At 70.7% G+C, this 20,024-nt stretch carries 15 protein-coding genes; 8 read left to right on the top strand and 7 right to left on the bottom strand.

The window, feature by feature from the left end; genetic code table 11:
• Window positions 1-6 precede the first annotated feature (6 nt).
• The 3 genes from ACFYO5_RS26890 to ACFYO5_RS26880 are packed head-to-tail and all read right to left on the bottom strand — an operon-like array spanning window position 7 to window position 2,778.
• Window positions 7-918 carry an ABC transporter ATP-binding protein gene (locus tag ACFYO5_RS26890; protein ID WP_356569964.1) on the bottom strand — a complete coding sequence of 304 codons (912 nt, stop codon included), beginning with the start codon at window positions 916-918 and terminating at the stop codon, window positions 7-9.
• Complete coding sequence (locus ACFYO5_RS26885) at window positions 915-1,823, bottom strand: ABC transporter permease (RefSeq protein ID WP_356569965.1); 909 nt, start codon at window positions 1,821-1,823, stop codon at window positions 915-917. The genes ACFYO5_RS26890 and ACFYO5_RS26885 overlap by 4 nt, the downstream gene beginning before the upstream one ends.
• Window positions 1,813-2,778 carry an ABC transporter ATP-binding protein gene (locus tag ACFYO5_RS26880; RefSeq protein ID WP_388713694.1) on the bottom strand — a complete coding sequence of 322 codons (966 nt, stop codon included), beginning with the start codon at window positions 2,776-2,778 and terminating at the stop codon, window positions 1,813-1,815. Before ACFYO5_RS26880 ends, ACFYO5_RS26885 begins: the two co-directional genes overlap by 11 nt.
• A gap of 237 nt (window positions 2,779-3,015) precedes the next feature.
• Here ACFYO5_RS26880 and ACFYO5_RS26875 point away from each other — a divergent pair, with 237 nt between their 5' ends.
• The 5 genes from ACFYO5_RS26875 to ACFYO5_RS26855 all read left to right on the top strand — a co-directional run bounded on the left by ACFYO5_RS26875 (window position 3,016) and on the right by ACFYO5_RS26855 (window position 7,829).
• On the top strand, window positions 3,016-3,222 hold the full coding sequence (locus tag ACFYO5_RS26875; protein ID WP_388713321.1) for a hypothetical protein: 207 nt from the start codon (window positions 3,016-3,018) through the stop codon (window positions 3,220-3,222).
• Between the two features lie 2 nt (window positions 3,223-3,224).
• The gene (locus ACFYO5_RS26870) at window positions 3,225-5,054 is read left to right on the top strand and encodes an SDR family oxidoreductase (protein WP_388713691.1); all 1,830 of its coding nucleotides are present in this window, start codon (window positions 3,225-3,227) and stop codon (window positions 5,052-5,054) included.
• A gap of 235 nt (window positions 5,055-5,289) precedes the next feature.
• A complete protein-coding gene (locus ACFYO5_RS26865) occupies window positions 5,290-5,838 on the top strand; it encodes an RNA 2'-phosphotransferase (protein ID WP_388713318.1) in 549 nt (182 codons plus the stop codon).
• A gap of 64 nt (window positions 5,839-5,902) precedes the next feature.
• The gene (locus ACFYO5_RS26860; protein ID WP_356569969.1) at window positions 5,903-6,805 is read left to right on the top strand and encodes an LLM class flavin-dependent oxidoreductase; all 903 of its coding nucleotides are present in this window, start codon (window positions 5,903-5,905) and stop codon (window positions 6,803-6,805) included.
• Between the two features lie 142 nt (window positions 6,806-6,947).
• On the top strand, window positions 6,948-7,829 hold the full coding sequence (locus ACFYO5_RS26855; protein WP_388713315.1) for an HAD hydrolase family protein: 882 nt from the start codon (window positions 6,948-6,950) through the stop codon (window positions 7,827-7,829).
• 93 nt (window positions 7,830-7,922) lie between these two features.
• Here the strand turns inward: ACFYO5_RS26855 and cydD are convergent, their stop codons facing one another.
• From cydD to hisC, 4 genes are all read right to left on the bottom strand, one after another.
• Window positions 7,923-11,423, bottom strand: a complete 3,501-nt coding sequence (cydD, locus tag ACFYO5_RS26850) for a thiol reductant ABC exporter subunit CydD (protein ID WP_388713312.1) — start codon at window positions 11,421-11,423, stop codon at window positions 7,923-7,925.
• A 77-nt stretch (window positions 11,424-11,500) separates the two neighbouring features.
• Entirely contained in the window at window positions 11,501-12,505 is a 1,005-nt protein-coding gene (cydB, locus tag ACFYO5_RS26845) for a cytochrome d ubiquinol oxidase subunit II (RefSeq protein ID WP_388713308.1), read from the bottom strand.
• A gap of 20 nt (window positions 12,506-12,525) precedes the next feature.
• Complete coding sequence (locus tag ACFYO5_RS26840) at window positions 12,526-14,031, bottom strand: cytochrome ubiquinol oxidase subunit I (protein ID WP_388713305.1); 1,506 nt, start codon at window positions 14,029-14,031, stop codon at window positions 12,526-12,528.
• Between the two features lie 194 nt (window positions 14,032-14,225).
• Window positions 14,226-15,311, bottom strand: a complete 1,086-nt coding sequence (gene hisC, locus ACFYO5_RS26835) for a histidinol-phosphate transaminase (protein WP_388713302.1) — start codon at window positions 15,309-15,311, stop codon at window positions 14,226-14,228.
• A 729-nt stretch (window positions 15,312-16,040) separates the two neighbouring features.
• On the opposite strand from hisC, the gene ACFYO5_RS26830 reads away from it, so the two are divergent.
• The 3 genes from ACFYO5_RS26830 (at window position 16,041) to ACFYO5_RS26820 (ending at window position 19,947) form a co-directional block, all read left to right on the top strand.
• Complete coding sequence (locus tag ACFYO5_RS26830) at window positions 16,041-17,153, top strand: LacI family DNA-binding transcriptional regulator (RefSeq protein ID WP_388713299.1); 1,113 nt, start codon at window positions 16,041-16,043, stop codon at window positions 17,151-17,153.
• Between the two features lie 643 nt (window positions 17,154-17,796).
• Window positions 17,797-18,879, top strand: coding sequence for a metallophosphoesterase (locus tag ACFYO5_RS26825; RefSeq protein WP_388713296.1), 1,083 nt, complete (start codon window positions 17,797-17,799; stop codon window positions 18,877-18,879).
• 192 nt (window positions 18,880-19,071) lie between these two features.
• Complete coding sequence (locus ACFYO5_RS26820) at window positions 19,072-19,947, top strand: hypothetical protein (protein WP_388713293.1); 876 nt, start codon at window positions 19,072-19,074, stop codon at window positions 19,945-19,947.
• Window positions 19,948-20,024: the final 77 nt, after the last annotated feature.

The following is a 20,024-nucleotide window of genomic DNA, read 5'->3' as shown; positions in this document are numbered from 1 at the left end:
GGCCTCCTACGCCGCGACCAGGTACGAGAACACGGACTCGAGGGACTCGTCGGACGGCGAGACCGTGAGCAGTCTGATGCCGTGGTCCCTGGCGACCCGTGGCAGCAGTGAGGTGAAGCGGGCGAAGTCGACGGCCTGGATGCGCAGGGCTCCCTCGGCGAGGTCGACCTCGATGCCTGCGGTCGACGGGTCGGCGATCAGCGCGGCCGCGAGGGCGCGGTCGTCGCTGGAACGCACGAGGTAGCGGTGCGGTCGGTCGGTCATGAGCCGGCGGATCTTGCGGAAGTCGCCGCTGGCCGCGTGGCGTCCGGCGACGACGACCTCGATGTGCCAGGCCAGTTGCTCGACCTCCTCGAGGATGTGCGAGGAGAACAGCACCGTGCGGCCCTCGTCGCCCATGCGCCGCAGCAGGTCCATGAGCTGCATGCGCTGGCGCGGGTCCATGCCGTTGAAGGGCTCGTCCAGCAGGAGCAGCGACGGGTCGTGCACGAGGGCGCTGGCCATCTTCACACGCTGGCGCATGCCCTTGGAGTACGTCTCGATCTTGCGGTCCTGCGCGTACTCCATCTCGACCGTGGCCAGGGCCTTCTGCGCGGCCTTGGCGCCGAGGCCGTGCAGCTCGGCGTTGGCGACGACGAACTCCCGGCCGGTGAGGAAGTCGTACATGGCTTCGCGCTCGGGGACGATCCCGATGTGCCGGTAGATGCCCTCGTTGCGCCAGACCTGCTGGCCGTCGAGGGTGACGGTGCCGGTGGAGGGGGCGAGGAAGCCGCCCATCATGTTGATGAGGGTGGACTTCCCGGCGCCGTTGGGGCCGAGGAGGCCCGTGACTCCGGGGCCGACGGTCATGGTGATGTCGTTGACGGCGACCACGTTGCCGAACCAGCGGGAGACGTGGTCGAGGGAGAGCGTGGTCACAGTCCCACCTTCTTGTAGCGGCGCATCAGGAGGCCGTAGCACGCGGCGATCAGGCCCAGGCAGACGAGGACGTAGACGGCGCCCTCCCCGTTGGAGGGGCCGATGCCGCCCGGAGCGGCGGAATCGGCGCCGAGGAACGCCGACTGCACGCCGTCGATGAGGGTGACCGGCGAGAACAGCCCGATCCAGGGGATGGCTCCGGCACTGCCCTGGGCGTCGGCGATGGCCTGGAGCGTGGAGACGGCGCCGTAGGAGATGGTCAGGACGGCGATGACGGCCGCGATGCCGAAGCCGCGGCGCGGGGTGACCGCCGCGATGACCAGGCCCAGGCCGGCGAAGAGCAGCGAGAGCAGTGCCACGGAGACGAGTCCCTGGGCGAATCCCTCGGTCTGGTCGGCGAAGTCGAGCTTGGCCAGCAGGGCGCCCACGTAGAGCACCAGCAGGGGTGCGGCCGTGAGGATGAACAGGGCGGAGGCGAGCGCCGCGAACTTGGCGCGGACGTAGTCGGCGGTCTCGATCGGCCGGGAGAAGTAGAGCGGCACCGTCTTGAAGCGCAGGTCGCGCGAGACGGACTGCGGTGCCTGCGAGGCGACGTAGAGGCTGATGACGGCCTGCATGACGATCGCGTAGCGGGTGTATTCGAGCGGGAGTTCCTTGGTCTTCGTGGCGACCGCGACGGCGACCATGATGGCCGCGGGCACGCACATCACCACGAACAGCAGCATGGGAAGCACCTTGGACTTCACCGAGCGGCCGAGGCCGTAGGCGCCGCGCAGGGACTGCGAGTAGAGGGAGCGGCGGGCGTAGGCGCGGCCCAGGCGCGGGCCGTCGTAACTGCGGTAGCCGATGTTGTGGATGCGGGTCTGGTCGCCCGAGGGGGCGGTCACCGGGTGCTCAACTGCCATGGCCGACGGCCTCCTTCCGCTGCTGGTCACTGTCGTGGAAGACCTCGGAGATGTGGTGCCGGCGCTGTTCCATGCGCACCAGGCCGAGGCCCAGGTCGGCGACCACGTCCCGTACGACGTCGTAGGTGTCCTCGCCCTGGGCGGTCAGCAGCAGGACGTGGCCCGCGCCGGGCAGGCCGCTGTCGGCGTCGAGCACGGCGATCCCGCGCGCGTGGAGCGCCTCGCGGACCGTGCGGGTACCGTCCGGATGCTCGTCCGTGTCGGTGACCTCGATGGCGAGGGTGGTGGTGGTCTGGGTGAAGTCCGTGGTGGAGCTGGACCGCAGGAGCTTGCCGCCGTCGACGACGACGACGTGGTCGCAGGTGCGTTCCAGTTCGCCCAGCAGGTGGGAGGTGACCAGGACCGAGATCCCGAAGTCGGTGTGGATGCGGCGGATCAGGCCGAGCATCTCGTCGCGGCCGACCGGGTCGAGGCCGTTGGTCGGCTCGTCGAGGAAGACCAGCTTCGGGTCGTGGACCAGGGCCTGGGCGAGCTTCACGCGCTGCTTCATGCCCGTCGAGTAGCCGCCGATGGGGCGGTAGCGCTCCTCGTACAGTCCGACGTGGCGCAGGGTGTCGGCGGTGCGCTCCCGCGCGGCGGTCGGCGGCAGGCCGGACATGCGGGCCATGTGCACGACGAACTCGGTGGCCGAGACGTCGGGCGGCAGGCAGTCGTGTTCCGGCATGTAGCCGACGCGCTCCCGGATGGCGGCGCCCTTGGTCGCGACGTCGAGCCCGAGCACTTCGGCGCGGCCCTCGGAGGCGGGGGACAGACCCAGCAGGATTTTGATCAAGGTGGACTTGCCGGCCCCGTTGGCACCGACGAGTCCGGTCACACCGGGTCCGACGTCCATGGAGAGCCGGTCGAGAGCGGTCACCCGGGGGAACCGCTTGCTCAGGCTTTCGGTCGCGATCACAGTCACGACTACGACGATAGTGACGCCGGCCACGTCAGTCGTCAGACCGCAGAGCTGTCCTCGTCTCAGACTCGAGATGTACGGGACCGTAGGGGTTCCCCATCCTGAGAGCTAGATGACATCGGTACCAGGCGTCCCGTACGCCCTATTGACGCTCTCTCTAACAAGTGCCAGATTCGGCATGGTCACGTGACGGACACGTACCGCAGTCGGCGCGGACCGGTGGGACGAGGTGGCATGACGACGTCACAGACCCGCGAACTCGCCTTCGGCCTGCCGGTGCGGGCGGTCGGACCCCCTCTCACGTTCCGGGATGCGGGCACGATGTTCGAGGAGGTCCTGGTGGTCACCGACGCACGGGATCGCCAGGAGAGCGCCTCCTGGCGGGACGACGACCTGCCGCGGGTGCGGTGCCGGGCGCAGGGGAAGACGGAGGAGAAGTGACGATGCCGGAGGGTGCGCGGGAGCGCCGGGTGCGGACCGGCGGGATCGAGCTGTGCGTGGCCGAAATGGGGGATGCCGGGCGGCCGACGGTCGTCCTGGTGCACGGCTATCCGGACAGCAAGGAAGTGTGGTCCGAGGTCGCGTCCCGGCTCTCCGGCCGCTTCCATGTCGTCCTGTACGACGTCCGGGGCCACGGCCGGTCGAGCGCGCCTCGGCCGTTGCGGGGCGGCTTCACCCTGGAGAAGCTGACGGACGACTTCCTCGCGGTCGTGGACGCGGTCAGCCCCGGCCGTCCGGTGCATCTGGTCGGGCACGACTGGGGCTCGGTGCAGTCCTGGGAGTTCGTCACGGTCGAGCGGACCAGGGGCAGGATCGCGTCCTTCACGTCGATGTCCGGCCCGTCCCTCGACCACTTCGGTCACTGGATCGACAGGCGCCTCAGCCGGCCCACTCCGCGCCGCGTCGGCCAACTCCTCGGCCAGGGCGCGAAGTCCTGGTACGTGTACCTGCTCCACACCCCCGTGCTGCCCGAGCTGGCCTGGCGCGGCCCCCTGGGCAAGCGCTGGCCCGGGATCCTGCGGCGGCTGGAGAAGGTGCCCGCCGGCGACTACCCCACGTCCTCGCTGCCCTCCGACGCCGCTCACGGTGCCTGGCTGTACCGGGACAACGTACGGCCGCGGCTGCGTCGTCCGCGCCCGGACGCCCACGCGCACGTGCCCGTACAGCTCGTCATTCCCTTGGGGGACGCGTTCCTGTCGGAGCGGCTGTACGACGACCTGGAGCTGTGGGTTCCACGGTTGACCCGCCGGACGCTTCCGGCGAAGCACTGGGTGCCGCGCACGCGCCCGGATCAGCTGGCCTCCTGGATCACGGAGTTCGTGAACTCGGTCGAAGCCGAGGGGGATGCGCGAGGGGCGGCGCCCGTGCCGAAGGCGGCAGGTCCCAAGACGGCAGGTCCCAAGACGGCCGGTCCGAAGACGGCCGGTCCGAAGACGGCCGGTCCGTACGCCGAGCGTTTCGGCGGGCAGTTGGTGCTGGTCACCGGGGCGGGCAGTGGTATCGGACGGGCGACGGCATGCGCGTTCGCCGCGGCGGGCGCGCGGGTGATCGCCGTCGACCGGGATGCCGAAAGCGCCTCGCGGACCGCTGAGACGGCCCGCCTGACGGGTGCCGCGGACGCCTGGGCGGAGACGGTGGACGTGTCCGACGAGCAGGCGATGGAGCAGCTCGCGGCGAAGGTCCTGGCCGAACACGGCGTGGTGGACGTGCTGGTGAACAACGCGGGCGTAGGGCTGTCGGGTTCGTTCCTCGACACCACGCCGGAGGACTGGCGCAAGGTTCTGGACGTCAACCTGTGGGGAGTCATTCACGGTTGCCGCCTCTTCGGGAAGCAGATGGCGGATCGGGGCCAGGGGGGCCACATCGTCAACACCGCCTCCGCGGCCGCCTTCCAGCCCTCCAGGTCGCTGCCGGCCTACAGCGCGTCCAAGGCGGCCGTGCTGATGCTGAGCGAATGCCTGCGCGCCGAACTGTCCGGGCACGACATCGGAGTCACGGCGGTCTGCCCCGGCCTGGTCAACACCAACATCACCGCCACGGCGACGTTCGTCGGTGTCGACGCGGTGGAGGAGAAGCGTCGGCAGCAGCGCTCCGCGCGTCTGTACGGGCTGCGCAACTACCCGCCGGAGAAGGTCGCCGACGCGATCCTGCGTGCCGTCGTCCGCGACCAGGCGATGGTCCCGGTGACACCCGAGGCGAGAGTTTCGTACGCGCTGTCCCGTTTCGCGCCGCGGCTGTTGAGGCGACTCGCGCGGGTGGACCCTCCGCTGTAGGAGAGTTGGGCGGACGGGAACGCCGGAGAGCCGAAGTCGGCGCTCCCCGTACTTCTTTGGCGTCCCCGGTCCCAAGCTGACTGCCATCGGCGCGCGTTGCTCAACTACGGCGTCATCACTGTCTGTTGTCCACAGAATCCCCAACGCGCCTGTGGATAACTACAGTTGTCTGTGGACCAAACATCGCGCACAAAACTCCATGCGTGATCCGCATCTCGCCCGTCATGCTGATCGGATGGATGAAAGACGCACCGTGAAGGTGTCGAAGTACCTCTCGAAGCATCTGCGCCACCAACCCGAGCGCATCGGCCTGTCCCTCGACGAGGCCGGCTGGGTCGAGATCGAGACGCTCATCGCGGCCGCCGAGGCCGGCGGATTCCGCTTCACGCGGGAAGAGCTGGACCACGTCGTCGCCGCCAACGACAAGAAGCGCTTCGCGGTCGAGGGCACGCGCATCCGCGCCAGTCAGGGTCACAGCATCGACGTGGACCTCGGCCTCCCGCCCGCGACCCCGCCGCCCTACCTCTACCACGGGACCGTGGCCCGGTATGTGGATGCCATCCGGGCCGAGGGACTGCGGGCCATGAACCGGCACGACGTGCACCTCTCCGCCGACCGGGAGACCGCGACCCGGGTCGGCGCCCGCCGAGGGCGGCCGGTGGTGCTCGCCGTGGAGGCGCAGGCCATGTGCCTCGACGGTCACGTCTTTCACGTGAGCGCGAACGGGGTCTGGCTGACGAAGGCCGTACCACCGCGGTACCTGCGTTTCCCCGCCGGGCACTGAACGCCTTGCGGCGCGCATGGTGACCGTTTCACGTGAAACACCGTCGCCGCATACGCTCGGAGCCATGAGTCTGCGACTGAGCACCGTGATCCTCCCGTACCGCCGCTGGCAAGAGGGCGGCCGTTCGTCCTGGACACGCGCCGAGCAGCTCGGCTTCCACACCGGGTACACCTATGACCACCTGTCCTGGCGCACCTTCCGTGACGGTCCCTGGTACGGCGCGATCCCGACGCTGACCGCTGCCGCGTCCGCCACCCAGCGACTGCGCCTGGGCACCCTGGTGACCTCGCCGAACTTCCGGCACCCGGTGACCCTCGCCAAGGACCTGATCTCGCTGGACGACATCTCCGGCGGCCGGGTCACGCTCGGTATCGGGGCCGGCGGCACCGGCTTCGACGCCACCGCACTCGGCCAGGAACCGTGGACCCCACGCGAGCGGGCCGACCGCTTCGCCGAGTTCGTGCCCCTTCTCGACCGGCTGCTCACCGAGGACTCGGTGTCCTACGAGGGTGACTACTACTCGGCGCACGAGGCGCGCAACATCCCCGGCTGTGTGCAGCGCCCGCGGCTCCCCTTCGCCGTCGCCGCGACCGGTCCGCGCGGCCTGAAGCTCGCCGCGCGCCACGGCCAGGCCTGGGTGACCACCGGCGACCCCAAGCTGTTCGAGAACGGCACCCCGGCGCAGTCGGTCGAGGCCGTACGCGGCCAGGTCGAGAAGCTCACCGACGCCTGCGTGTCGCTGGGACGGGATGTGAGCACCCTGGACAAGATCCTGCTCACCGGGTTCACCCCGGACCGCGGCCGGCCGCTGGAGTCCCTCGACGCCTTCGTCGACTTCGCCGGTCGCCATCAGGCGCTCGGTTTCACGGAGATCGTCATCCACTGGCCCATCCCGGACTCCGACTTCGCCGCGGACGAGAAGATCTTCGAGCGGATCGCCATGGAGGCCCCGGCGCAGCTGCGCTGAGGCCGCCGAGGCGGTGGAGAGGCGGCGCGGCTGGGCCGATCGCGACCCCGGTCACCCCTGCCGACCTGGGATGCCGTCCGGCCCCGCCTCATCCGTGCGGGCTCTCGCACGGCCGTGCGGCGCGGTACGGGAGAATGACCGGGTGACCTCAGCGACTCGACAGCCCGAGACCCCGACCGCCGCCACCCCACCGCGTCTGATCGCCACCGATCTCGACGGGACCCTGCTGCGCGACGACAAGTCGGTCTCCCCGCGCACCGTCGCGGCGCTCGCCGCCGCCGAGAAGGCGGGCATCGAGGTCTTCTTCGTCACCGGACGCCCCGCCCGCTGGATGGACGTCGTCAGCGACCACGTCCACGGGCACGGCCTGGCGATCTGCGGCAACGGCGCCGCCGTGGTCGATCTGCACGGCGGTCCCGGCGCCCACCGGTTCGTGAAGGTGCGCGAACTGGCCCGGGAGAACGCCCTGGACGCCGTACGGCTGCTGCGCGAGGCGGCGCCCGGGACCATGTACGCGATCGAGCAGACGTACGGCTTCTACCAGGAGCCGGAGTACCCCAGGATGCACCTGGAGGTCCCCGACTCCCTCGCGCCGGCCGAGCGGCTCCTGGCGCCGGACGCTCCGGGGGCCGGGGAGCCGGTGCTGAAGATCCTCGCGTTCCATCCCACGCTCGACCCCGACGCCTTCCTCACCCTGGCACGGCTGGCGATCGGCGACCGTGCCAACGTCACCCGCTCCAGCCCCAGCGCCCTGCTGGAGATCAGCGGCCCCGAGGTCTCCAAGGCCAGCACGCTTGCCCTGTGCTGCGCGGAGCGGGGCATCTCGCACGAGGAGGTCGTCGCGTTCGGGGACATGCCGAACGACGTCGAGATGCTCACCTGGGCGGGCCGTTCGTACGCCATGGGCAACGCGCACCCGGACGTGATCGCGGCGGCCTCCGGGCAGACGGTCGCCAACAACGACGACGGGGTCGCCGTCGTCGTCGAGCGGCTGATCGCCGAGCGTCTCCGGGCCGGAGGCTGATCCAGGGCTGACCGGTCGGGCGCGGGCCGTGCCGAGCGCTCGCCGGGGAGGGGAAGCCGGGGCCGTCGCGCCGACAGAGCGAGGGGCAGCGCTTCAGCGCGCCCCCACGAGCAGTTCCGCCTCCTCCTCACGCTCGACCATCTCGCGCAGCGGTCCCTCCTCCCCGGCCAACTCGGCGTACCCGCCGCGCTGCACGACCCGGCCCTCGTGGAGGACGACCACCTCGTCCACCGCGTCGAGTCCGGCGAGCCGGTGGGTGATGAGAAGCGTCGTACGGCCTTCGGTGGCGGCCAGCAGGTCCGCGGTGAGAGCGTCGGCGGTCGGCAGGTCGAGGTGTTCGGCGGGCTCGTCGAGCACCAGGACGGGGAAGTCGGCGAGGAGCGCGCGGGCGAGGGCGAGCCGCTGTCGCTGCCCGCCGGAGAGCCGGGTGCCGTGCTCGCCGACGAGCGTGTCGAGCCCGTCGGGCAGTCCGTCGGCCCACTCCAGCAGCCGGGCCCGGCCCAACGCGTCCCGCAGGTCGTCCTCGGTCGCGTCCTTCTTCGCCAGCAGCAGGTTCTCGCGGACCGAGCTGTCGAAGAGGTGCGCGTCCTGTGCGCACAGCCCGACCAGCCGCCGTACGTCGTCCCCGTCCAAGGCGTTCGCGTCCACCCCTGCGAGCGTGTACGAGCCCGCTTCGGCGTCCAGGAACCGCAGCAGCACCTGTGCGAGCGTCGTCTTGCCGGAACCGGAAGCACCGACGACGGCGATCCTGCGGCCCTGTTCCACGGTGAGATCGACACCGGTGAGCGCGTCCCGGTCCTGCCCCTCATGCCGGGCGGACAGCCCCTCGACGACGAGCGGGAACGGCGACGCGGGCGCCCGGCGGGGCCGCGCAGGCTCGCGCACCGGCTCGGGAGAGTCCAGGACCTCGTACACGCGCTCCGCGCTGGTCCGCACCCGCTGGCGGTGCTGGACGGCGAGCGGCAGGCCCAGGACTGCCTCGAAGGCGGCGAGTGGCGTGAGGACGACCACCGCCATGGTCACTCCGCTCAGCCGTCCGTCATGGACGGCCTGCACAGCCACCAGAGCGGCGGCGGCCACCGTCAGTCCCGAGACGAGCGCGGTCAGCCCGCCGCCGAGCGCGGTGGCGGTCGCGGCGCGCGAGGCGATCCGGGTGAGCACGGAGTCCGCCTCGCGGACCGCGGCCGTACGGGCGGGCAGGGCGCCCGCGACCGTCAGTTCGGCGGTGCCGGTGAGCAGGTCGGCCGCGCGGGTGGCGAGCACCCCCCGCGCGGGGGCGAGACGGTGCTCGGCGCGGCGCGCCACGGCGCCCGTGACCAGCGGAACGCCCACACCGGCCGCGCACAGCCCCACGACGAGGACCGCCCCCGCCTCGGGAAGCAGCCACGCGGTGAACGCGACGGATCCCGCGGAGACGAGCACGGCGGACGTGGCGGGCAGCAGCCAGCGCAGCCAGTAGTCCTGGAGGGTGTCCACATCGGCGACCAGCCGGGTCAGCAGGTCGCCGCGGCGCGTGCCCCCCAGTCCGGCGGGTGCCAGCCGCTCCAACCGCCGGTAGACGGCGACCCGGGTGTCGGCGAGCATCCGCAGCACGGCGTCGTGCTCGACCAGCCGCTCGGCATACCGGAAGACGGCCCGTCCGATGCCGAAGGCCCGGGTCGCGGTCACGGCCACCATCAGATAGAGCACCGGTGGCTGTTGCGAGGCACGCGAGATGAGCCATCCCGAGGTGGCCATGAGACCGACGGCGCTGCCGAGCGCCAGGCTGCCGAGGAGCAGCGCGAGAGCGATCCGGCCACGCCGGGCACCGGCCATGCCGCGCACCCGGGCGAGGACTCCGCCCTCCCCGGCAGCGGTCCGCGTCTCCTGCGGGCCCTCCATGGCTACGGGCCCTTCCAGGACGGTTCCGGAGCCCCGAGACGCGACCACCGCGGATTCCCGTGTCACCGCGTCCGCCGCCGCGTCCGCCGCCTCCAGCCGCACCACCCGTTCCGCCACCGCCAGCAACGCCGGACGGTGCACCACCATCAGGACCGTCCGACCTGCCGCCAGGCGTCGCACGGCCGCCACGACCTCCGCCTCCGTCGCCCCGTCGAGCGCGGCCGTCGGCTCGTCGAGCAGCAGAACGGGCCGGTCGGCGAGGAACGCCCGCGCCAGCGCGAGCCGCTGACGCTGGCCGGCGGACAGCCCGGCCCCGTCCTCGCCCAGCACCGTCCCGGCACCGTCCGACAGGGCGTCCACGAACTCCAGCGCACCCGCGTCCCCGAGAGCCCGGCGTACGGCGGCGTCATCGGCGTCAGGGCGCGCCAGTCGCACGTTCTCGGCGATCGTGCCGGCGTAGAGGTGCGGGTGCTGCGGCACCCAGGCGATCCGGGAGCGCCACTGTTCGAGATCGACGTCCGCGAGATCGGCTCCCCCGATGCTCACCCGGCCCTCGACCGGCCTGACGAAACCCAGGAGGGCGCTCAGCAGGGTCGACTTGCCCACGCCGCTCGGTCCGACCAGCGCCACCGTCTCTCCGGGGTCGACGGTGAAGGAGACGTCCGAGACGGCGTCGGCGGAGCGTCCGGGGTAGCGGACGGTCACCCTCTCGAAGGCCACGCCACCCGCCGGTATCGCGCCCTCGCCGCCCGCCGGCAGCGGCGTCTCCAGTACCTCGAAGATCTCCTCGGCCGCGGCAAGGCCCTCGGCGGCCGCGTGGAACTGCGCCCCCACCTGCCGCAGCGGGAGGTACGCCTCGGGCGCGAGCACGAGGATGACCAGGCCGGTGTACAGGTCCATCTCGCCGTGCACGAGCCGCATGCCGATCGTCACGGCGACCAGGGCCACCGAGAGCGTCGCCAGCAGTTCCAGCGCGAACGACGAGATGAAGGCGATCCGCAGCGTCCGCATCGTCGCCTGCCGGTACTCGCCGGTGATCCGCCGGATCGACTCCGCCTGCGCCTTGGCCCGCCCGAACACCTTGAGCGTGAGCAGCCCCGCGACGACATCCAGGAAGTGCCCGGACAGCCGGGACAGCAGCCGCCACTGACGGTCCATCCGCGACTGCGTGGCCCAGCCGATCAGCACCATGAAGACGGGGATGAGCGGCAGGGTCCCGACGATGATCGCGGCGGACACCCAGTCCTCGGTCACGATCCGCGCCAGCACCGCCACCGGCACGACCACCGCGAGGCCCAGCTGCGGCAGATAGCGCGCGAAGTAGTCGTCGAGGGCGTCAACCCCTCGGGTGGCGAGTGCGACCAGCGAACCGGTCCGTTGCCCGCTCAGCCACCCTGGACCCAGCCGGGCCGCCCGCTCCAGCAAGCGGCCCCGCAGCTCCGACTTCACCGCGGCGCCGGCCCGGTGCGCGGACAGTTCGGTGAGCCAGGCGACCAGCGCGCGGCCGATCGCCACAGCCGCCAGGAGCAGCAGAGGCGTGCGGAGTTCCGCGACCGGCCGACCCTGCTCGAAGGCACCGACCACCACCTCGGCGATGAGCATCGCCTGGGCGATCACCAATACCGCTCCGAGGGCTCCGAGGGCGACGACCGTCACCAGGAAGCGGCGGGCGGCACGGGCGTATCGAAGGAGACGCGGGTCGATGGGTTTCACGGGAGACACACCCTCTTCTCAGGGAGCGTGTTTCACGTGAAACGGTTGTTTCACGTGAAACACGTCCCCACTCGGACTCAGTGCACGGCCTCAGCGATGTGCTGCGTACCGATCCGCTTGCGGAAGACCCAGTAGGTCCACCCCTGATAGACCATGACGACCGGCGTGGCGATGGCCGCGCACCAGGTCATGATCTTCAGGGTGTACGGGCTCGACGAGGCATTGGTCACCGTGAGGCTCCAGTCCGCGTCGAGCGAGGACGGCATGACGTTCGGGAAGAGCGTCAGGAAGAGCATGGTGACGGCGGCCACGATGGTGAGGCCGGAGAGGGCGAACGACCAGCCCTCACGCCCCGCCTGGTTCGCCACCAGCGCCGCGACGAGGGCGGCGACGGCCACGACCAGGGCGACGAGGCTCTTGCCGTCACCGCTGTCGATCTGGGTCCAGAGCAGGAAGACCAGCGCGCACAGAGCCGTCACCAGACCGACCTTGGTCGCCAGTTTCCGCGCCCGTTCCCGGATGTCGCCGACGGTCTTGAGGGCCGTGAACACCGCACCGTGGAAGGTGAACAGCGTCAGGGTGACCAGTCCGCCGAGCAGCGCGTAGGGGTTGAGCAGGTCTCCGACGGTGCCGACGTACTCGAAGTCCTGGTCGATCTTCACGCCGTGCACGATGTTGCCGAAGGCCACACCCCACAGGAACGCGGGGAGGAGCGAGGTCCAGAAGATCGCGTGCTCCCAGTTGCGCTGCCAGCTCTCCTCGGGCCGCTTGGCCCGGTACTCGAAGGCGACGCCCCGCACGATGAGGCAGACGAGGATGAGCAGAAGCGGCAGATAGAAGCCGGAGAAGAGGGTGGCGTACCACTCCGGGAAGGCGGCGAAGGTGGCGCCGCCCGCCGAGAGCAGCCACACCTCGTTGCCGTCCCAGACAGGTCCGACGGTGTTGATGAGCACCCGCCGCTCGGGCCGGTCGCGGGCGAGCAGCTTGGTGAGGATGCCGACCCCGAAGTCGAAGCCCTCCAGGAAGAAGTAGCCGATCCACAGGACGGCGATGAGGACGAACCAGACGTCGTGCAGTTCCATGACTGTGCAGCTCCCTCGGCCTAGTAGGAGAAGGCCATCGGCTTGTCGGCGTCACGGGAGTCGCCGCCGATCTTCGTGGGCGGGTTGAGGTCGGCCTCGGTCAGCTCGGGCGGGCCGGCCTTCACGTACTTCACGAGCAGCTTCACCTCGACGACGGCGAGGATGGCGTACAGCACCGAGAAGGTGATCATCGAGATGAGGATCTCGGCCTGGGAGACGCCGGGGGAGACCGCGTCCCGCGTCTGCATGACGCCGTACACGACCCAGGGCTGGCGGCCCATCTCGGTGAAGATCCAGCCCCAGGAGTTGGCGATCAGCGGGAACGCCATGGTCCACAGGGCCAGCAGCCAGTACAGCCGGGTGAGCTTGGAGCCGAGGGGCTTCTTCAGCAGCACCAGCTGCGGTACCTCGTCCTCCCCGGTCCGCAGGGCGGCCGGCAGGAGGAACCTCTTGCGCGTGAGCCACAGCCCGACCAGGCCGAGGGAGAAGGACGCCATGCCGAAGCCGATCATCCAACGGAAACCCCAGTAGGCGACGGGGACGATGGGCTTGTAGTCACCCGGGCCGAACTTCTGCCGGAGCGCCTCATTCGTGTCGTTGATGCCGGGCACGTACGACTCGAAGTCGCTGTGCGCCAGGAAGGACAGCAGGCCGGGAACCTCCAGCGCGACCTTGTTGTGGCCCTGGTCGACGTCGCCGTAGGCGAACACGGAGAAGGGCGCCGGCTGCTCGCCGTCCCACAGCGCCTCGGCCGCGGCCATCTTCATCGGCTGCTGCTCGTACATGACCTTGCCGAGGGTGTCGCCGCTGACCGCGGTGAGCAGTCCGCCGACGGCCAGGGTGACCAGGCCGAGCCGCAGCGAGGTCCGCATCTCCGGAACGTGCCTCTTGCGCATCAGGTGGAAGGCGGCGATGCCCACCATGAAGGCGCCGCCCGTCAGGAAGGCCGCCGAGAAGCTGTGGAAGACCTGGTTGAGAGCGGTGTTCTGGGTGAGGACGCGCCAGAAATCGGTGAGTTCCGCCCGGCCCTTCGCCTCGTTGATGCGGTAGCCGACCGGGTGCTGCATCCAGGAGTTGGCCGCGAGGATGAAGTACGCCGACAGCAGCGTGCCGATCGAGACCATCCAGATGCAGGCCAGGTGGATCCTCTTCGGCAGCCTGTCCCAGCCGAAGATCCACAGGCCGATGAAGGTGGACTCGAAGAAGAAGGCGATGAGGGCCTCGAAGGCGAGCGGAGCACCGAACACGTCACCGACGAAGCGCGAGTAGTCCGACCAGTTCATGCCGAACTGGAACTCCTGCACGATGCCGGTGACCACACCCATCGCGATGTTGATCAGGAAGAGCTTGCCCCAGAACTTCGTCGCCCTGAGGTACTTCTCCTTCTCTGTGCGCACCCACGCGGTCTGGAGCCCGGCGGTGAGCGCGGCCAGCGAGATCGTCAGGGGAACGAACAGGAAGTGGTAGACGGTCGTGATGCCGAACTGCCAGCGCGCCAGGGTCTCCGGCGCCAAAGCCAGGTCCACGTCACCGCTCCTTACTCAGCCGCTTGTGAAAGCGTTCACATTCACAAGCAATTATGGCGCACGGATTTTCGACACGCGAAGGGGGTCCCCCTTACCCCGGGGAACCCCCTCGCCACATCCGGCCGCCCGCACCACGTCATAGGCGCTGACCTGCCCAGATCACCCGACCCCTCGCGGGCCGGGTGACCGATGTCTCACCGCTGAAGCTCCCCGCGGAATCCTTCCGCCGCCTTCAGGAAGATGTCGTTGGCCTCGGTCTCCCCGATCGTCACCCGCACACCCTCGCCCGGGAACGGGCGGATCACGACGCCCGCCCGCTCGCACGCCTGCGCGAAGGCGACCGTCTGCTCGCCCAGCCTCAGCCACACGAAGTTGGCCTGCGTCTCCGGCACCGTCCAGCCCTGGGCACGCAGCCCCTCGACCACCCGGTTGCGCTCGCAGACCAGGGAGCCGACCCGGCCGAGCAGTTCGTCCTCGGCCCGCAGCGAGGCGATCGCCGCCTCCTGCGCGATCTGGCTCACCCCGAACGGCACAGCCGTCTTGCGCAGCGCCGCCGCCACCGGCTCATGGGCGATCGCGAAACCGACCCGCAGGCCGGCGAGGCCGTACGCCTTGGAGAACGTCCGCAGGACACAGACGTTCGGCCGCTCCCGGTAGAGCGCCACCCCGTCCGGCACCTCGGGGTCACGGATGAACTCCCGATACGCCTCGTCGAGCACCACGAGGACATCGGCGGGTACCCGATCCAGGAACCGCTCCAGCTCGGCCCGCCGCACCACGGTGCCGGTGGGGTTGTTGGGGTTGCACACGAAGATCAGCCGGGTCCGCTCGGTGATCGCATCGGCCATCGCGTCCAGATCGTGCACATCACCGGCCGTCAGGGGCACCTGGACCGGGGTCGCGCCGCTGATCTGCGTGATGATCGGGTACGCCTCGAAGGACCGCCACGCGTACATGACCTCGTCGCCCGGCCCCGCGGTCGACTGGATCAGCTGCTGGGCGACGCCGACCGAGCCGGTGCCCGTGGCGATGTGCGAGGCCGGCACACCGAAGCGCTCGGACAACTCCTCCACCAGCCCCGAGCACGCCATGTCCGGGTAGCGGTTGAACGACCCGGCGAGGGCCGTGACGCGCTCCAGCACGCCCGGCAGCGGCGGATAGGGGTTCTCGTTGGAGGACAGCTTGTAGGCCACGGGGCCGTCCGCCGCGGCCGGCCTGCCCGGCTTGTAGGTGGGGATTCCCTCCAGCTCGGCACGCAGCTTGGGGCTCGTCTCGCTCACCGCAGTCCTCCTCGTGACCACCACCGGCTTCAATACTGCTCACCCTATGAGGATTCGGCTCCGCTGCGTACAGCCGAGGACGGACCCGCGCTCGCGAACCCGCGCGGTGCCGCTCCCGGCCGGGGACCCCGACCACGGCCTGCGCCGCTCCGGCGCCGGGAACCCCGACCACGGCCTCGAAGCCTCGGCGCCGGGCCGACCCGTCGTCGTACCGCATCCCACTGCGTCGCACCGCACCCCGTCGCCCCCCGCCGCACTCCACCGCACTCCACCGCACGACATCCACCCCCAACGCCCCCGTCGTATCCCACCGCTTCCACCGCATCGCGTCGCACCCCGTCGCCCCGCTGCGTCGCGCCGCTCCCGTCGTGCCGCACCGCACCGCACCGCGCCGCACACCCACCTCGGCGGCATCACCGTACGAAGGCGGACCAAGACGAACGAAGGCGAACGAAGGCGTGCACGCTGGGGGCGCGCCGTACATATATCTACGCGCCGGTGGCTTGCGCCGTGGCGCGCATCCCTCGTGCAGGTGAGTTGAGACCTCTTCGAAACATCGGCGCCTTGGCAGGCTCATACGTACCCACACGTCACGTCCTGGCATACGAGGGACCAACTACCATGTTTTCTAAGGCATTTGATGACCCATGACCATGCAGAAACGTGCCTGTCAATGTGTGCATATGCGTCCGCCCTACCCCACCGAATGAGCCCTACTATCGGCTCGCCATGACAGCAGCAGGGAAGCACCAGGTGAGCCGCGCGGAAACCTCACGCCGAGGCAACCGGCCGGGCCGAGCGGGCATCAGGGACGTGGCCGCCGCCGCCGGAGTGTCCATCACAACCGTCTCAGACGCCCTCAACGGCAAGGGCAGGCTCCCGGACGCCACCCGACGCCATGTCCGAGAAGTCGCCGACCGACTGGGCTACCGCCCCTCGGCCGCGGCCCGAACCCTCCGTACCGGCAAGTCGGGTCTCATCGGCCTGACCGTGACCACGTACGGGGATGAACCTTTCACCTTCACCGAGTTCGCCTACTTCGCCGAAATGGCGCGGGCCGCCACCTCCGCGGCGCTCGCCCGCGGCTACGCCCTCGTCATCCTCCCCGCGACCTCGCGCCACGACGTGTGGTCGAACGTCGCCCTGGACGGCACGGTCGTCATCGACCCCTCCGACCAGGATCAGGTGGTGGGAGAACTGCTCCGGCAGGGCCTGCCGGTCGTCTCGGACGGCCGCCCGGCCGGTCCGCTCCCGGTCACCGCGTGGGTGGACAACGACCACGAGGCCGCCGTCCTCGACATCCTCGACCATCTCGCCGCCGCCGGCGCCCGCCGTATCGGCCTGCTCACCGGCACCACCACCGACACGTACACCCACCTGTCGACCAGCGCGTACCTGCACTGGTGCGAGCGGGTCGGCCAGGATCCCGTCTACGAGGCCTACCCCGCCCACGATCCGTGCGCGGGCGCCGTCGCCGCCGACCGACTGCTGGCCCGGCCCGACCGCCCGGACGCCGTCTACGGCCTGTTCGACCCCAACGGCACGGATCTCCTCGCCGCGGCCCGCCGTTACGGCCTGCGCGTTCCGGAGGACCTGCTGCTGGTGTGCTGCAGCGAGTCCACCGTCTACGCCAACACCGAGCCGCCCATCACCACGCTGTCGCTGAAGCCCCGGCGCATCGGCACGGCGGTGGTGCAGCTGCTCATCGACGCGATCGAAGGCCTCGACTCCGACCGGCCGGTCGAGCAGGTGATACCGACGGAACTGATCGTGCGTACCTCGTCCCAGCGACGTTCGCCACGTACGACGGTCAGTCCGCCCCGGGTACCGGAGGAGAAGTAGGGGAAGGCGGGCGGTCTGCCCGGGGGGTGGCACGCCGGCTCGGCTCCAGGGGGCCACAGCGGGGTGGACGACCTGGTTCCGCATCCCGGCAGGGGCCGTGGCGGGGGATCCTCCGGGGCTCGGCCGGCCGGGCGGTCTTCGGGGGGCGGGGTGGATGGGTCCGGCGCGACCGGGGCACGGCGAGGTCGCCGAGGCCCGGTGCGCCGTCGGACCGTGTGGGCGGTGGCGGGCCTCCGCCCCGAGACGTCGGTGACGCCCGGAGATGATCCGAGAAACCCCGGCAACACCCGCGGTCGGTCGGCACGAGCCCCGGACGGAGTCGCTCAACACCACCCGGAGCGCGCTCCGATGGTGACCTCACCCGCTCGCACCGCTCCCCCAACACGCTCCCGGATCCCCCGGCGACGGCACGGGCGGGTGGGCCGAGGGTGTACGCACGGTGTGCGGTGGGTGAGCGAGCACTGCCGAAGCCCGGCCCAATCGGGGCGAAAGCCGCGGTGAACAGGAGCATTGCTCCGATTCACCACCCCTGGGTCGTCACACGGCACGATCCGCATTCCTATGATGGGCGCACGGCACCGCGGGCCGTCGCGACCAGGCAGTCCGAAGCGGTGCAGATGCGGCGCGATGGTGGAGGGGTCTGATGACTCAGGGGGCCGGTCAGGGACCCGAGGTGGAGCGTACGGCGACGGTGCGCGACTTCCGGGTGCCCGCGTACGTCCACGAGACCGGTCCGTACGACCACGGCGCGCACCCCGGTAACGCGGCACCGCCCCTCGAGGACCCCCTCGGTCCCCCGGAGGGATACACGCCCACCCAGCGGGATCTGCCCGTCATCAACCGGGGCGACACCCTCCAGGTGGCCGTCGATCCGGCCGAGGCCCAGGCTCCCCAGGCCGGGACCGGCCCAGGTGCTCTGTTCGTCGTGGGCGACGTGCACGGCTACCTGGACGAGCTGATCGCCGCCCTCCAGGAGAAGGGCCTGATCGACGCCGCCGGCAACTGGTGCGCGGGCACCGCCCGGTTGTGGTTCCTCGGCGACTTCACCGACCGCGGCCCGGACGGCATCGGCGTGATCGACCTCGTGATGAGGCTGTCCGCGGAGGCCGCGGCGGCCGGCGGTTACTGCAAGGCGCTCATGGGCAACCACGAACTGCTCCTGCTCGGCGCGAAGCGGTTCGGCGACACCCCCGTCAACTCCGGAGCGGGGACCGCCACCTTCCAGGCGGCCTGGCTGCTCAACGGCGGGCAGAAGTCGGACATGGACCGCCTCCAGGACCACCACCTCCAGTGGATGGCCCGCCTCGACGCCATGGAGGAGGTCGACGGTCATCTGCTCGTGCACTCCGACACCACCGCCTACCTCGACTACGGCGACTCGATCGAGGCCGTCAACGACACCGTCCGCGAGACGATCACGCGCAACGACGCGGACGAGGTGTGGGACCTGTTCCGCAAGTTCACCAAGCGCTTCTCCTTCCGCGACGAGGGGGGCGCCGACGCCGTCCGCTCCCTGCTCGATACGTACGGCGGCACCCGCATCGTTCACGGCCACAGCCCCATTCCGTATCTGCTGGGCGAAGTCGGCTCCGAGGACGACGAGGACTCGGCCCGTCCCGTGGTGGCGGGGCCGCACGTCTACGCCGGCGGGCTGGCCATCGCGATGGACGGCGGAGTGACGATGGCCGGAAAGCTGCTGGTCCAGCAACTTCCGCTGCCCACCTGACGGTCACGGGTCCGTCGCCGCGCGCGCCGGACCCGCCCGACGGCACCGCGGAGCAGGGGTCAATTTCAGCAAACCCCCTGTTACCTCATGCCGTCGCCGCTCTACCATCGCTTTATCCGTAGCAGGCTCCCCTCCGTTTCTGCCCGACGGCTCGTTGGCATGCGAGCCCCAAGCCCTACGGAGCATCGGGGGATGCACATGAACAGCGTTCCGCAGCACCTGCACAGCGAGGACCGCCAGGAGTACGAGCGGATCCTCAACGAGGCGCTGCGCTCCGCACCACACCACCCGGAACTGGCCGCTGTGGGGCAGCGGCTCAACCCCGAACAACTGCGCACCATGGCGCTCAACGCCTCCGCGCTCATCACGGCGGCCGCGGCGACCGAGTACCAGCACTATGTGAAGGTCCGCGAGGAACTGCGCCATCCGGCGTCCTCCGGTCCCTCCTCCGCCGGCCATGAGTCCGGCTCGGGTGAGCCGGGCGTCGGCGGGATCGGATTCGCCGCCACCGTGGGCGAGGCGGCCGAGGCCGCCGGAGCGGGCGCCGTCGCCATCGCCGCTGTGCTCACCCCCGTCCTCGCCGGAACCGCCGCGGTGATATTCCTGCTCGTCGGCTACATCCTGCGGATGCTCGACCCCGAGCCGGCGTTCGCCAGGACGATGCTCATCACCGGATGGACGTTCGGGGCGGTGGCCGCGGCCGCGATCCTCGTCGCGACCGTAGGCCTCCTGCTCACCGCCCTGCGCAACCGTCCCTCCCTGGAGGCCGGCCCGCACAGCGCGCTGAGCGAGGAGGTGGACCGCGCGAAGGAGGCCTGGCGGGAAGCCCTGCTGGAGCGGGGCATCATGCCCTTCCTGCGCGAGGCCCTCGCCAACCCGGACGCCGGCGCCGCACTCGCCCCCGCACCGGCCCCGTCTGCGCCCACCGGCCGCCTGCCGAAGATCGGCTACGACCGTCCGGGCTTCAGCAGCCCGGACGAGGGAACCTCGGCAGGCTCCCGCCCCAGCTTCAGCAGCCCGGACTACTCCAGTCCGGACTTCGGGGGCCCGGAGCACCAGCCGGAATAGGCCCTCGGCTTGCGCCCCCTCCGGGGGAGCGCAAGCCGTACACCGAGGGCCGAGGGGACGGGGGGAACAGGGGACGG

Source organism: Streptomyces sp. NPDC006259 (assembly GCF_042870975.1).
Classification (GTDB): Bacteria; Actinomycetota; Actinomycetes; order Streptomycetales; family Streptomycetaceae; genus Streptomyces.
The sequence above is the reverse complement of the archived record's forward strand: the minus strand, read 5'-3'. Positions and strand labels throughout refer to the sequence as shown.